Source organism: Streptomyces sp. NBC_00510 (genome assembly GCA_036013505.1).
GTDB lineage: Bacteria > Actinomycetota > Actinomycetes > Streptomycetales > Streptomycetaceae > Actinacidiphila.
This window is the reverse complement of the sequence record CP107851.1, coordinates 9,344,855-9,358,665: the sequence shown is the minus strand read 5'-3', so window position 1 is coordinate 9,358,665 and position 13,811 is coordinate 9,344,855. Positions and strand designations below refer to the sequence as shown.

Genomic DNA, 13,811 nt, shown 5'->3' with positions numbered 1-13,811 from the left:
GCGTTCCCACCGTGCCGGAAGGCGCAGGCGCACTGCACGCGTCCCGTCCGCGCACGGCGTACGAACCACCCGCAGGACCCCCCATGAATCTCTTCTCTTCCCCCGTCCCGACAACAGCGCAGGCAGGGCCCCGCATCCGCCCATCCGGAGCGCGCCTCGCCGGCGGACGGGGGAGGCACCTCGGGCGCACCGGCCGGGCCGGCGAGCGCGTCCCGAAGCCGGGCATCCACACCCAGGTGTCCCTGCCGGCCGGACTGATCGCGGCGATCACCCTGGCCGGGTCCCTCGCCCCCGTGGCCATCCACCTGTCCCCGCTGCTGGTGGCCGCCCCCACCTCCACGGCCGCGTTCGCACGCGCCCGGTTCACCGCGTTCGTGGCCCTCGTCGCCAGCGCCGCGATGCTGGTCGTCGACCGCCACGACGGGCTGCTGCACTCGTCGGTCCTGCCCATCCACATCGGTGCGCTGCTGGCGGTCTCCGGGTTCGTCATCGCCGCGCGCACGCTGCACGACCGCGACCTGAGGGAACTCAACGAGGTGCGGGCGGTGTCCGAGGCGGCCCAGCGGGTGCTGCTGCGGCCGATCCCGCCACGCATGGGCCCGCTGCGGGTCGCCTCCGTCTACCGTGCGGCCGCCGCGCACGCCCTGGTGGGCGGGGACCTGTTCGGCGCCGCCCGCACCGGAGGGACGACGAGGTTCCTGATCGGCGACGTCCGCGGCAAGGGGCTGCCGGCCGTGGAGGACGCGTCCGTCCTCCTCTGCGCGTTCCGCGAGGCCGCCCACCACCACGCCACCCTGCCCGGGCTGGCGGCCTCGCTGGAACTCAGCGTCGAAAGGCATCTGGCCCAGCTCACCGAGGCCGACCCCGAGGCCGGTGAGCGCTTCGTCACCGCCCTCCTGGTGGAGGTGCCCGACGACACAGACGTCGTACGGGTCGTCAGCTGCGGGCACCCGCCGCCGCTGGTGCGGCACTGCGGCCGGGTCACCACCCTGGAGGCGCACCGGCCCGCACCGCCCTTCGGGCTGGCGGGCGACGCCCCGGACGACTACCGCCTCGACACCTTCGCGTTCGGAGCCGGTGACACCCTCCTGCTGTACACCGACGGTGCCATCGAGGCCCGGGACGCCTCGGGCGGCTTCTACCCGCTCCACGAACGGGCCGGCACCTGGAGCTGGGAGGCGCCGGACGAACTGCTGCGGAACGTCGGCGAGGAGCTGGACGCCCACACCGGGCGGCACCTCGACGACGACCTCGCGATGGTGGCGGTGCAGCGCCCGTGCGTGCCGGGCGCCGGTCAGGCTCCGCCCGCGCCCCGGTCGCCCCATCCGGCGGAGGCCGCCCCGTGAACGGCGGGCGGACGGTGCGGGCGAACGGACACACCGGTCACGGCAGGGTGCTGGCGAGCATGACCGCGCTCCGGTTCCCGTGGGGCATCGGCCCCCTGCTGCTCCTCGGCTACCTCGGGGCCATCTGCGCGGTCCAGCTGGAGGCGTCCTCGGGCGGCCTCGTCCGATGGTCGGAGTACTCGGCGTTCGTGCCCCTCGTGGCAGCCTCCCTGCTGCCCGTCAGGCGCACCTTCGTCATCGGCGCCGCCACGCTCGCCGCCAGCGTGGTGATCTACGGCTTCGCGATCCACGGAGTGTCGGTGGGCGGCCGGACCGTGGTCATCCTGGCGGCCGCGCTGTCCTTCGCCCTCAGCCTCGTCCTGTGCCGGGTCCGCCTGTGGCTGCAGGGCCGGCAGTGCGCGGCCGCGGGGTCGTGCTTCCCCGCGGAACCCGCCGTCACGGCGTCGGCGGAACCCTCGCACAACGGGGGCGAGACCGCCCCGGCGCCCCCCGACGGCCTTCCGGTCACGTCCCTGCCGCGGTCGGCGGCGGTGGAGGTCGTCGGCCGCTGCCTGCCCGCCTGCGACCATTCCGGGCCGAGTGCCCACTGGCTCGACGCCATCCCGCTGCCCGGCGCCCGGGTCGCCCTCGTGGCCGGCTCGGTCTCCGCCGAGGACGGGTCGGCGGCGGGCGAGGCGGCCGCCGAACTGCGGGCGGCGGTGCGCACGCTGGCCGACATCGACCTCCAGCCGGACGAGTTGCTCACCCATCTCGACGACGTGCTCGGCCGGCTGCGCCCCGCGGGCACGGGCGTCAGTGCCGCCTGCCTGTACGCGGTCTACGACCCCGTGTCCGGCCGGTGTTCGCTCGCCGGCGCCGGACACCCCGCGCCGGTCGTCCTCACTCCCGACGGCGCGGTCACGACGGTCGCGCTCCCGCCGTCCCGGCCGCTGGGGAAGGCGCGGCCGTCCTCCGAGGCCACCGAGCTGGACCTGCCGGCGGGCAGTCTCCTGCTGGTGCACACCGACACCCGCCTCGGCGGGCCGGCCACCGAGGAACTGCTGCGCACCCTCACCAGCGTCCGGCAGGAAGGCCCCACCCTCGACGCCGTGTGCCGCTCCGTCCTGCGCGCGCTGCCCGAGGCCGACCGGCCCCGCACCGCCGTCCTCGCCGCCCGTACCCGCACCTTCGACAGCTGCGCCGTCGCCACCTGGGACCTGACGGCCGACCCCGCCGCCGTCTCCCACGCGCGCAAGCACGTGGCGGGGAAGCTGGCCGCCTGGGGGCTCCCGGACGCCACACCGACGACGGAACTCATCGTCAGCGAACTCGTCACCAACGCCATCCGCCACGCCCTTCCGCCGGTCCGGCTCCGTCTCATCCGCCACGACGACGGCCTGACCTGCGAAGTCTCCGACAGCAGCAGCACCACGCCGCACCTGCGGCGGGCCCGCACCCTCGACGAGAGCGGCCGCGGACTGTTCATCGTCGCCCAGCTCACCCAGCGCTGGGGCTGCCGCCACACCCAGGAGGGCAAGACCATCTGGGCCAAACAGCCCTGCTGAGCCGTCATCGCCGTCGCGGCACGGAACGGCCGCCGGAACGTGGAATGAGGAACGACGAACGTGGCGGTCCCACGCCCGGGGAGCCCGGGCGCGGGACCGCCGTGTCAGCCGCTCGCAGGAATCACTTCCGTACGGTGAACTCCCCCGTCAGCGCGCCGAGCCTGACGCTGTAGGTGCCGGCCGTGCCACGGCGCACGGTGAAGTCGACGCGGACGTCGTGCCCGGCCCGGACACGGACCGTGCTGCGCTGCTCGACCGCGTCCCCGACCAGGAGCACGGCCTCGTAGTCACCCGTCCGCTCGCCGACGTTCTTGACACGGGCGGAGACGTGCACCGCCTTGCCGGGCCGGGCGCCGTGCGGGGTCACGGACAGCCCGCTCAGCGCGAAGACCGGTTCCGGGCCCGCGACCCGGTCGTGGACGAAGACGTCGTACCGGCGGTTGGTGTCGTCGGCGACGAGGTTCGTCGCGGCGCTCTCGAACGCCACGTACCGCCCGTCCCCGCTGAGGGAGGGGAGGTCGGACGCGCCGTCGGCCTCCGCCCCCTCCAGACCGGTGGACACGCGCTCGGTCGTGCCGGCCGTGCGGTCGCGGACGAAGACGTCCAGCTGCCGGTTGGTGTCGACGGTGGCGAGGTTGGTCGCGTAGCTGTAGAAGGCGACCTTGCTGCCGTCGTCGCTCAGCGCGGGTGCGAAGGCCCAGTCGTCGGCCGGGGACTCGGCGGAGTTCACGGAGACCTGCTCGGAGGTGCCGGTCCGCAGGTCCTGGGTGAAGAGCTGCCAGTTGTTGGTGAAGGCGACGACCCGGCCGTCGGCGCTGATGACGGGACCGGTGTTCTCGCCGGGCCGCGGACCGGGCACCAGGGTGGTCGTGCCGGTCTGCGTGTCGCGGACGAAGACGTCGAGCTCGCCGTCGGTGTCGCCGGGCACCAGGTTGCCCGCGGCGCTCTGGAAGGCGACGTAGCGTCCGTCGGCGCTGACCGACTGCTCCCTGGAGGCGCCGTCGCCGGGCGCGCCGCCGGGGGCCTGCGAGATCCGGCTGGTGGTACCGGTCTGCCGGTCGCGGACGAAGACGTCGGTGGTGTTGTTGGTGTCGCCGGGCACCAGGTTGTCGGCGTCGCTGTTGAACACCGCGTAGCGTCCGTCGGCGCTGAGGGCGGGGGCGGAGGACAGTCCGTTGCCCTGGGTGCCGTCGGAGGCGACGGACACGCGTTCCGTGGTGCCGGTCCTGCGGTCGTGCACGAAACCGTCGGTCTGTTGGTTGGTGTCGCCGGGCACGAGGTTGGTCGCGCCGCTGTTGAAGCCGACCCACCGCGCGTCGGCGCTGAGCGTGGGCGTCAGGGAGAAGCTGTCCGCCTGGGCGCCGTCGGAGGCGACCGACACGCGCTCGGTCTCCCCGGTGTGGAGGTCGGTGACGAAGACGTCGAGTTCGCCGTTGGTGTCGCCGGAGGCGAAGTTGGAGGCCGGGCTGGCGAAGGCCACCGCGGAACCGTCGGCGCTCAGCTTGGGCCACCACGCCTCGTGGTTGCCCTGCTTGCCCTCGGAGGTCAGCGACACGCGTTCGGTCGCGGACGGCCGGGGCAGTCGCAGGGCGGCGCGGGCCGCAGGACCCGATCCGCGGACGACGACCCGTACGGGCTTGGAGCGGGAGATCCCCGGCGCGTTCGCGGACACCTCGTAGGCGCCGACGGGGACGTCGCGGATGGTGTAGCGGCCCTCGCGGTCGGTCGTCGCCTTCAGCGGGTCGGGGACGTCGAGGACGGTGACCGTCGCCCCGGGCACCGTGGAGCCCGTCGGTCCGAAGGTGACCCGGCCGGTGATCACCCCGCGGCGGGTCGGGTCGAGCCGCGGGGAGACGTCGGTGTAGCGGTCGGCCCGCACCCGCGCGGTGAACTCCTGCGCCACGTAGCCGAAGCGGGTGAGCCGCAGTTCGTGCGTACCGGCCGCGAGGCGCAGCTCGAAGCGGCCGTCGGCACCGGTGGTGATGGTGCGTCCGGTGCCGGTGAGGGTGACGGTGACACCCGCCAGCGGACGGCCGGTCCTGGCGTCCTCGACCGTGCCGCGCACGCCGCTGCGCAGCGCGGCCTCCTTCACCGCGGCGTAGGCGTCGATGCGGCCCCAGCCGTAGCGCGGGTTGGGGCGCGCGCCGTAGCGCTGGTCGAAGAAGGAGGTACCGGTGAGGATGCCGAGGGCGTCGTCGACGGTGAGGCCGGGGCGGGCCTGGAGCATCAGCGCGACCGTGCCGGACACGTGCGGCGTGGCCATGGAGGTGCCGCTGAGCAGCCCGTACTCGCCGCCCGGCAGGGTGGACAGGACGTCGACACCGGGGGCGGAGACGTCGGGCACCACGTACGACTGCGGCCATTCGGCGGGCGCGTCGATCCAGTCGCTGCGGTCGACGACCTCGCCGCAGGAGAAGTCCGCCACGTCGTCGGCGTCGTCGGTGGCGCCGACGGACACGGCCTCGTACACGTTCCCGGGGCTGGCGGAGCCGCTGACGCACTGGTTGCCGATGGCGAAGGACGGGAACACGCCGGCGCGGTAGATGTTCCGGGTGGGCTCGATCAGTTCGTCCGCGTAGCCCTCGGCACCGAGGGACATGCTGACGACGTCGGCGGGTTCACCGGCGGGCCTGCCCTGCGCGTCGTACGGGGCGATCGCCCACTCCATGCCCGCGATGACCTGGGCGAGCGTACCGGAGCCTCCGGGGATGATCAGTCCGGCCATGAGGTCGGCGCCCGGTGCGACGCCGATCGCGGTGCCCGAGGCGTCGCCGCCCGCGATGGTGCCGGCGACGTGGGTGCCGTGGAAGCTGCTGTCGTGCGGGAGGGAGGCGACGGGCTCACCGCTCCCGCTGAACTCCAGCCAGCCGCCCGGGTGGGCGGGGTCCTTGGCGTCGTCGGTGGTGAGCTTCCCGGCGAGGTCGGGGTGGTCGATGTCGACGCCGGTGTCCAGGACGGCGACGCGCACGCCCTCGCCGGTGGGCCCCTGTTCGGCGCGCACCTTGTCGACGCCGATCTTCGTCAGGCCCCAGGTGCTCGGCGCGGCGGCCGCCGCGCGGGTCGCCTTGGCGTCCTCGTCCGGCTCGGCGGGGGGCGCCTGGAGGGTGAAGTTGGGGATGATGTGGTCGACCGGGGCGAGGGAGGCGAGCTCCTGGAGGGTCTGCGGCGTGACCTTCACCAGGACCATGTTCTTGAGCCAGAATGTGTTCAGCACCTGGTCGCCGCGCGACCGCACGAGGTCCACGACCGGGGACTGCACGGACCGCGCGCTGCGCGTGAGTTCGTCCCGCACCGCACCCGGGTCCGCGCCCTGCCCGGGCAGTCCGGCGCGGTCGCGCAGCACCACGGCCGCCTCGACGCGTCCGTCACCCCGTGCCCGGACGGCGTCCATCCTGCGCAGCAGCGTGGGGTCGATCTTCTCCCGGCCGGCCTTCACCGGGCCCGGCGCCGCCGGACCGTTCTCCTGTGCCGCGGCCGGGAGCGCCGTGAGCAGCAGCGTGCACAACCCGAGGGCCGGCAACCAGGCGCGGTGGCGCCGTTGTCGGAGCGAGCGGCGGTCGGGCAGCGGCATGAGCGCTCCTTCGTGCGACGTGTGTCCACGTCCTCGAACCCGAATGTCGACGTACCGCGGGGAACGCTGACATCCGGTTCACCGGGCTGACAAGATGATCGCGGGGCGACTTCCCGTCAGGTGACGGGAGTACGACACATGAAGAGAGCGCGAAGGCGGACCGCGGACCATGCTCGAATCCATCGGCCTGAGCCGGCAGGACGAATCGGTGTACGAGTCCCTCGTGCGCCGGGTGCACGCCACGGTCGCCGACCTGGCCCACGACTGCCGGCTGCCCGCTCCCACGACGCGGCGCAGCGTGCGGTCGCTGGTCTCCCTCGGTCTCGCCGTGCGCTCCACCGGACGCCCCGTCACCTACGCCGCGGTCTCACCGGACAGCGCCCTGGAAGCCGTACTGCGCGACAGGGAACGGGCGTTGAACGACGTGCGCTCCCATGTCTCCGGCCTGATGGACCTGTACCGCGCGGGCACGCGCTTCGTGAACCCCGGGGAGCTCGTCGAGGTCGTCTCGGGGCGGGACGACGTCAACCGCCGCTGGGCACAACTCCAGCAGAGCACGCGCACGCAGGTCCGGGGCTTCGACCGGCCACCGTACGCCTCGGTCGAGGAGCACACCGAGCCCAACCCGATCGAGCTCGAACTGCTCAAGCGCGGCGTCGCCTACCGCGTCATCTACGACAGCACCGTGCTCGCCCTGCCCGGCTGGCTCGCGGACGTCACCGTCGGCGTCCGGCACGGCGAGCAGGCCCGGGTCGCGGCCGGCCTGCCGATGAAGCTGGCCATCTCCGACGACCGGCTGGCCATCATCCCCCTGCTGCGCCCCGGCGACGACGCGGTGACGGCGTCCTACCTGATCCACCCCTCTCCCCTGCTCGACGCGCTGATCGCCCTCTTCGAGGCGGTGTGGGAGCGCGCGGTGCAGGTACGCCTCCCGGCGAACGGCGCCTCCCCGGGAAGGCTGGAGCCGGCGCCGGACGGGCTGTCCGCCGAGGAGGCGAAACTGCTGACGCTGCTCGCCGCGGGCGCCACCGACAAATCGGCCGGCCGCGCCCTGGGCTGGAGCGAACGGACCGTCCAGCGCCACGTCACCCGGCTCATGCAGCGCTTCGGCGCCCAGACGCGTTTCCAGATCGCCATGGAGGCCACCCGCCGCGGGTGGATCTGACAGGGCTTCGGCCGACGACCCGGGGCCCCATGGCCTTCGGAAGGCCGCGGCAGCCGCCGTCGCCTGCGCCGTCACCCCGCCTCGACACGTCGTGGCATCGGCTCCGGCCCCGCGCTCCGGCGCCTCCCGCGCCGCGTCCCGGCGAGAACCTGCCGATCCTCCGAGCGCCGTGTCGCTTCCCGCGGACCGGACGGGATGTCACAAAATGTCCGGGGTGCCGCGGGCACCGCAGATGTTCCCCCGACGAGCCGCCAGGGAGTCCTCTTGGGTACCACCGTCGCAGATGTCATGGTCGCGGCTCTCGCGTCCTCCGGTGTACGGCGGGTGTACGGCCTGCCGGGGGACTCGCTGAACGGCTTCACCGACGCCCTGCGCCGCAACGGGACCGTCGCGTGGGCCCACGTGCGGCACGAGGAGACCGCCGCCTTCGCCGCGGCGGGCGAGGCCGCGGTCACCGGGCGGCTCGCGGTGGCGGCGGGCAGTTGCGGACCGGGGAACCTGCACCTCATCAACGGGCTGTTCGACGCCCAGCGCAGCCGTGTGCCGGTGCTGGCGATCGCCGCGCACATCCCGCGGGCCGAGATCGGCGGCGAGTACTTCCAGGAGACGCATCCGCAGGAGCTGTTCCGCGAGTGCAGCGTCTACCGCGAGATGGCGAGCCTGCCGGAGCAGGTCCCGCGGTTGCTGCGCATCGCGATGCGCTCGGCGCTGGAGCGCAGGGGCGTCGCGGTGCTGGTGATCCCGGGCGAGCTGTTCCTGGCCGGCATCGACCTGCCCGTCCCGCCCCGGCCCGTGGTCGGGACCTCCTCGCACGTACGACCGGACGACGCCGCCCTGGCCCGCGCCGCGGAGGTCCTCAACAGGGCGGAAAGGGTCACCATCCTCGGCGGCGCGGGCTGCCACGACGCGCACGACGAGGCGGTGGCCCTGGCCGACGCCCTGAAGGCGCCGATGGTGCACGCGCTGCGCGGCAAGGAGTTCCTGGAGCACGACAACCCGTACGACGTGGGGCTGACCGGCCTGATCGGCTACAGCTCCGGCTACCGGGCGATGGAGCACTGCGACGCGCTGCTGATGCTCGGCACCGACTTCCCGTACCGCCAGTTCTACCCGGGCCCCGACGTGCCGGTCGTCCAGGTCGACGTGCGCGGCGAGCACATCGGGCGGCGCACCGACGTCGACGTCCCGCTGGTCGGCACCGTCAAGGACACCGCCGCCGCGCTGCTCCCGCTGCTCCGTCCCCGGGCCGACCGGTCCTTCGCCGACCGGATGACCGGCCACTACCGGAAGGTGCGCGGCCGGCTGGACCACCTCGCGGCGGCCGGTCCTTCGGACTCCCCCATGCACCCCCAGCACGTCGCCGCCACCGTCGACAAGCTCACCACCCCGGACGCCGTCTTCACCGCCGACGTCGGCACCCCCACGGTGTGGGCGGCCCGCTACCTGACGATGAACGGCCACCGGCGGCTCATCGGCTCGTTCAACCACGGCACGATGGCCAACGCCCTGCCGCACGCCATCGGCGTCCAGGCGTCCCATCCGGGACGCCAGGTCGTGGCCCTGTGCGGGGACGGCGGCCTGAGCATGCTCCTCGGGGAGCTGCTCACACTCCGTCAACTGGACCTGCCCGTCAAGATCGTGGTCTTCAACAACACCGCGCTCTCCTTCGTGGAGCTGGAGATGAAGGCCGCGGGCATCGTCAACTTCGGCACCGACCTGGGCGAGGCGGACTACGCCGAAGTCGCCCGGGCGGCGGGGCTGTTCGGTGCCCGGGCCGAACAGCCGGGTCAGCTCGCCGAGGCGCTCTCGGCCGCGCTCGACCACGACGGCCCCGCCCTGGTCGACGCCCGTACCGCGCGCCACGAGCTGTCGCTGCCCCCGAAGATCACCTATGGCCAGCTCAAGGGGTTCACCCTCTTCGCGACCCGCACGATCCTGTCCGGGCGGGCGGACGAGATCGTGGAGCTGGCGAAGACCAATCTGCGGGATCTCGGCTTCGACTGAACGCGAGGCGGGGGCCCCCGCGGACGCCCGCCGGGTGCCGCTCAGCGGGGTGCGTCCGGCCCCACCAACGTGCGGACGAGCGGGACCCGGACCAGGACGAACGCGCCCGCCACCACGAGCAGCGCGCCCAGCAGCATGGGCAGGAGCCACCAGCCTCCCCGCAGCTGCTCCTCGAACACCGTCACGCCCAGCGCGAGGCTCACGGTCGCGTCCCCCAGCGTCAGCGCGGGCTGGGAGGCCACCAGGGGCCCGGACTGCATGGCGTTCTCCAGGAGGAAGACGGCCGCGACCCCGACCAGCGCGAACCCGTACGTCTGCCACACGGTGAAGAAGGCGGCCGCCCCGTCGGTGGCCCACACCTGCGTGGCGTCCTTCAGGAGCCCGGCGGTCAGCGCGTAGCAGATGGCGGCCGACAGGCCGAAGCAGGCGGCGCGCACGCGGCCCTCGGGACGCCGGACGGCGGTGCCGACGAGCACCAGGACGGCGGCGGCACAACTCGGCACCGCCATCGCCCACAGGCCGGTGCGCGGCCGGTCGACCCCGCCGCTCGGTGACGCGGCCCACAGCCCCACGCCCAGCCCCACCACCATGGCGGCGACGGCGGCCCAGCCACGCGGCGGGAGCCGGCGGCGCAGCACCAGGCCGCCGATGAACAGGGCGAAGGGCAACTCCAGGACGAACAGCGGCTGGACGAGCGAGAGCGCGCCGTTGAGCAGGGCCAGGGCCTGGAACGCGGCCGCCGCGATCACCGCGCCGAATCCGGCGAGCCACACGGGCTTGCGCAGCAGTTCGCCCATGAGGGCCGGACGCAGCCCCACCGAGAGCGGGACCGTGCGGGCCGCGTAGCGCTGGAGCACGGTGGCCAGGGCGTTGCTGACGGCCGCGAGCAGCGCGAACAACACGGCAAGGGTGGTCTGCACCAGGGCTCTCCTCCGGATCCCGGCCCACGCTAACCGCTGCGCTCCCCCACCGCGCCGCGCGACGCGTCGCAGGCCCTCCGGCCTCCGGCAAATGCGGTTGACGCCGCTCGCCGTCCACCGGTTTCCTGCTGCGATGTCGACCCTTCGCATCGAACGGCCCCACGGCGACGCCATGCTCGAGGACTGGCGGTTCGTCCACAACACGATCATCCCCACCGGCCCGCTCTCCCTCGACGACGTGCGCGAGCGATCGCAGCGCAACCACCTGGAGGTCGCCTACCTCGGTGACGCCGTCGTGGGCTGCACGACCGTGCGGCCGCCCACCGGGGAGGAGGGCACGGCCACGGTCATCGCCCGGGTGCTGCCCGACCACCGGGGGCAGGGCTTCGGCATGCGGCTCTACACCCGGGGGATCGACCGGGCGCGCGAGTTGGGCGCGGTGGCGGTCGAGACGGTCGTCCTGGCATCCAACACCGAGGGGCTGCGTTTCGCGGAGGCGCGGGGCTTCGTCGAGGTCGAACGCTACGTGCTGCCCGGGGACACCATCGCCTACGTCACCCTGCGGCTGGCCTGAGGCCCGTACCCGCGCACGTACCCGCGGCCCGTGCCCGATCCGCCGGGCTGACCCCGGCAGAGCACGGTCAGGAGCGGTCCGCGGGAGCGCTGCGGCGCAGGTAGCGCTCCGCCACCTCGCGCAGCCGGTCACGGCCGAAGCTCCGCCCGTGGCCGGGGTGGACGACGGAGACGTCCAGGTCGGCGAGGAAGGCCGCGGTGCGCCGGTAGGCCGGCACGTCGGACTCGGGCAGGTCGTCGACGAGGTAGCCGTCGTAGACGGCGTCGCCGGAGTACAGCGCCCCCGTCCGCTCCTCGAGGAGGGCGACGGAGCCCGGCGTGTGCCCCGGCAGGTGGAGGACGGTGAGGGTGCGGTCGCCGAGGTCGATCCGCTCGTCCCCGCTCAGGGTGCGGGTGAGGGTCACCGGGCCGATGCCGTAGCTGCCGGGGTCGTACCCGGGGCCGGGCAGGGCGTCGAGGAGGAGGTCGGGGAAGGACGCGCCCACGTCCTCGGTGCCGAGCCGTTCGGCGAGTTCGGGCCCGTACAGGCTCGCCGGCACGCCGCGCGCCAGAGCCGCGGCGTCCGCGGTGTGGGCGACGCGCTCGGGGAACTCGCGGGCGCCGCCGACGTGGTCGAGGTGTGCGTGGGTGAGGAGCAGCAGCGGGTCCCTCGCGAAGACGTCCGGAAGCTCCCGGCGCAGGGGCACCACCCCGAGACCGGCGTCCACGACGAGGTCGCGTTCGGAGCCGCGCAGCCACCACACGTTGGCCTTCACGATCTGGTGGGCGTGCGGCTCACTGACGCGGACGATTCCGTCCTCGACGTCGCGTCGCTCGTACCAGTGCGTCATACCGCCCCAGTGTCCTCGCCCCGGACGCCGGCCCGGAGGCGGGGTCCACAGGTGGGGCAGGCGCGGGACCGCAGACGGGGACGGGGTGGCCGGGCCTCCCCGGCAGCCATGTGCGCGCTGCCGGTGACGACCCGGCCACCCCGGTCGTGGACCTCAGTTGCGGATGATGTTCTCCGCCTGCGGTCCCTTCTGTCCCTGGGTGACGTCGAACGTCACGGCCTCACCCTCGACCAGTTCGCGGTAGCCGTTGCCGGCGATGTTCGAATAGTGCGCGAACACATCGGGGCCACCTCCGTCCTGTGCGATGAAGCCGAAGCCCTTTTCCGAGTTGAACCACTTCACGACGCCTGTCGCCACCGCGTCCATCCTTCACGTGCCAGCCGCCGAGCCACGCCGACTGCGTGACCCGGAGTCGCCTCCTGACGGAGACGGCCACGGAGCCCTCTTTACCCGACGCAGGGCGTTTTTACGCCGGGTCCTCGCATCTGTACGTCCCCTGCCGCAACGGACCGCCCCGCGGCGGGCACCCTGGGCCCCCGCCCGGCGGGCGGACCGCGCGTGGGCGCAGGCACGAAAGGGCCGTGATTCCCCAGGCCGCTCCGCACCGACTTCCGCACATTCGTGGAGCAATGCCCGAAGTCCCGGAGGAGCCCGGCGGACTTTTTCACGGCACCGGGTCGACACGCGTAGATGTTTTAGGTTAAATGGTGCATACGCAGCCGCGGCAATCCCTCGGGGAAGGCCTTGCGGGCCCCTTGTGACGAGTTCGTGTGCGTGATACGTTCCCGGCGTCAGCGGGGAGTGTGGGCGGAAATGCATAAAAGGCAATCTGTCGACCGTGTCCAAGAAGCGTCCGGTGATCTCGGACCGAACACGTTATTAGATTCGGACGAATTCAGTCCGAAGTTCCTCATGCTCGGACCGGTGAGGATAGCGGACGGCGGCAACGTCATTGCACTTCAGCCGTCGAAGCCCGCAAATCTCCTCGCGGCTCTCCTTTTGCATCCCAATTCCACGGTGTCCGCCGAATTCCTGCAGCGGGTGGTCTGGGGCGAGGAGCGCCCCGTCAGCGCCAGGTCGGCCCTGCACACCTGCGTGCAGCGATTACGGCAGCTCTTCACCAAGTACGGCATCGCCGGCACCCTCATCGAGGCCGTCCCCGGGGGCTACCGGATCGGCGCGGACGCCGGCTCGCTGGACCTGATCGCCTTCCGCGACCTGCTGCGCGTGGCCGACGAGACGTCCGGCCCGGAGCGGGAGCTGCACATCCTGCGGACCGCGCTGGCCCTCTGGCAGGGGCCGCTGCTGGCCAACATCCACTCCGACATCCTCCAGCGCGAGGTCGTACCCCGGCTGACCGAGGAGCGGCTGCGCGCCATGGAGCGGGTCTTCGACCTGGAGCTCGCGCTGGGCCGCAGCCGCCAGGTGCTGTCCGAGCTCTGGCCGGTGGCCCGCTCCCACCCGGCGCACGAACCCTTCTGGGCACAGCTCGTCGAGGCGCTCCACCGCACCGGGCGGCGTGCCGAGGCGCTGTGCGAGTACCGGGTGGTGAAGGAGTACCTGCGCACCGAGCTCGGTGTCGACCCCGGGGCCGCCCTGCAGCGGCTGGAGCTCGCGGTGCTGCGCGGCGAGGACCTCTCCGCCGGCCCTCCCGGGCGTTACCGCCCGCATTCCGGCGCCAATGGTCGAGACCATTCCCGGGGTGGTTCCGATATCACCCCCACCGCACCTCCGACCGGAAAGCCTTTGCTGTCCCGGGGCGCCGCGCAGGTCCTCGAAACGCTCGTCGGGGCGGGCCTCCTGGAGGAGGGACCGGACGGCCACTACCGAATGCACGACTCTCTCCGGATTCTCGCCC

General features: G+C 73.2%; 9 protein-coding genes and 1 pseudogene. 6 read left to right on the top strand and 4 right to left on the bottom strand.

The features are described 5' to 3' along the window. The first annotated feature begins 83 nt into the window (after positions 1 to 83). Both OG937_42700 and OG937_42695 read left to right on the top strand, forming a co-directional pair. The gene (locus OG937_42700; GenBank protein WUD77949.1) at positions 84 to 1,346 is read left to right on the top strand and encodes a serine/threonine-protein phosphatase; all 1,263 of its coding nucleotides are present in this window, start codon (positions 84 to 86) and stop codon (positions 1,344 to 1,346) included. Positions 1,347 to 1,405: 59 nt separating this feature from the next. Beyond that, complete coding sequence (locus OG937_42695; protein ID WUD77948.1) at positions 1,406 to 2,890, top strand: serine/threonine-protein phosphatase; 1,485 nt, start codon at positions 1,406 to 1,408, stop codon at positions 2,888 to 2,890. A gap of 121 nt (positions 2,891 to 3,011) precedes the next feature. Here OG937_42695 and OG937_42690 read toward each other — a convergent pair whose 3' ends face one another. Continuing rightward, on the bottom strand, positions 3,012 to 6,461 hold the full coding sequence (locus tag OG937_42690; protein WUD77947.1) for a S8 family serine peptidase: 3,450 nt from the start codon (positions 6,459 to 6,461) through the stop codon (positions 3,012 to 3,014). A 169-nt stretch (positions 6,462 to 6,630) separates the two neighbouring features. On the opposite strand from OG937_42690, the gene OG937_42685 reads away from it, so the two are divergent. Together OG937_42685 and poxB are read left to right on the top strand one after the other, a co-directional pair. Then, positions 6,631 to 7,626, top strand: a complete 996-nt coding sequence (locus tag OG937_42685; GenBank protein WUD77946.1) for a LuxR C-terminal-related transcriptional regulator — start codon at positions 6,631 to 6,633, stop codon at positions 7,624 to 7,626. A 264-nt stretch (positions 7,627 to 7,890) separates the two neighbouring features. After that, positions 7,891 to 9,630 carry a ubiquinone-dependent pyruvate dehydrogenase gene (gene poxB, locus OG937_42680; GenBank protein ID WUD77945.1) on the top strand — a complete coding sequence of 580 codons (1,740 nt, stop codon included), beginning with the start codon at positions 7,891 to 7,893 and terminating at the stop codon, positions 9,628 to 9,630. 41 nt (positions 9,631 to 9,671) lie between these two features. Here poxB and OG937_42675 read toward each other — a convergent pair whose 3' ends face one another. Then, positions 9,672 to 10,550, bottom strand: coding sequence for a DMT family transporter (locus OG937_42675; protein ID WUD77944.1), 879 nt, complete (start codon positions 10,548 to 10,550; stop codon positions 9,672 to 9,674). A gap of 133 nt (positions 10,551 to 10,683) precedes the next feature. On the opposite strand from OG937_42675, the gene OG937_42670 reads away from it, so the two are divergent. After that, positions 10,684 to 11,124 (top strand): GNAT family N-acetyltransferase, encoded by a 441-nt coding sequence (locus OG937_42670; protein WUD77943.1) that lies wholly within the window; start codon positions 10,684 to 10,686, stop codon positions 11,122 to 11,124. A 67-nt stretch (positions 11,125 to 11,191) separates the two neighbouring features. On the opposite strand, the gene OG937_42665 is transcribed toward OG937_42670, so the two are convergent. Both OG937_42665 and OG937_42660 read right to left on the bottom strand, forming a co-directional pair. After that, entirely contained in the window at positions 11,192 to 11,953 is a 762-nt protein-coding gene (locus tag OG937_42665) for an MBL fold metallo-hydrolase (GenBank protein ID WUD77942.1), read from the bottom strand. Between the two features lie 153 nt (positions 11,954 to 12,106). Then, entirely contained in the window at positions 12,107 to 12,310 is a 204-nt protein-coding gene (locus OG937_42660) for a cold-shock protein (protein WUD77941.1), read from the bottom strand. 555 nt (positions 12,311 to 12,865) lie between these two features. Here OG937_42660 and OG937_42655 point away from each other — a divergent pair. Continuing rightward, positions 12,866 to 13,609: pseudogene (locus OG937_42655) on the top strand (AfsR/SARP family transcriptional regulator). Positions 13,610 to 13,811: the final 202 nt, after the last annotated feature.

Bases quoted from the DNA above. Each gene is read 5' to 3' on its own strand.
- OG937_42700 (WUD77949.1), top strand. From the start codon at position 84: ATGAATCTCTTCTCTTCCCCCGTCCCGACAACAGCGCAGGCAGGGCCC.
- OG937_42695 (WUD77948.1), top strand. From the start codon at position 1,406: ATGACCGCGCTCCGGTTCCCGTGGGGCATCGGCCCCCTGCTGCTCCTC.
- OG937_42690 (WUD77947.1), bottom strand. From the start codon at position 6,461: ATGCCGCTGCCCGACCGCCGCTCGCTCCGACAACGGCGCCACCGCGCC.
- OG937_42685 (WUD77946.1), top strand. From the start codon at position 6,631: ATGCTCGAATCCATCGGCCTGAGCCGGCAGGACGAATCGGTGTACGAG.
- OG937_42670 (WUD77943.1), top strand. From the start codon at position 10,684: ATGTCGACCCTTCGCATCGAACGGCCCCACGGCGACGCCATGCTCGAG.
- OG937_42665 (WUD77942.1), bottom strand. From the start codon at position 11,953: ATGACGCACTGGTACGAGCGACGCGACGTCGAGGACGGAATCGTCCGC.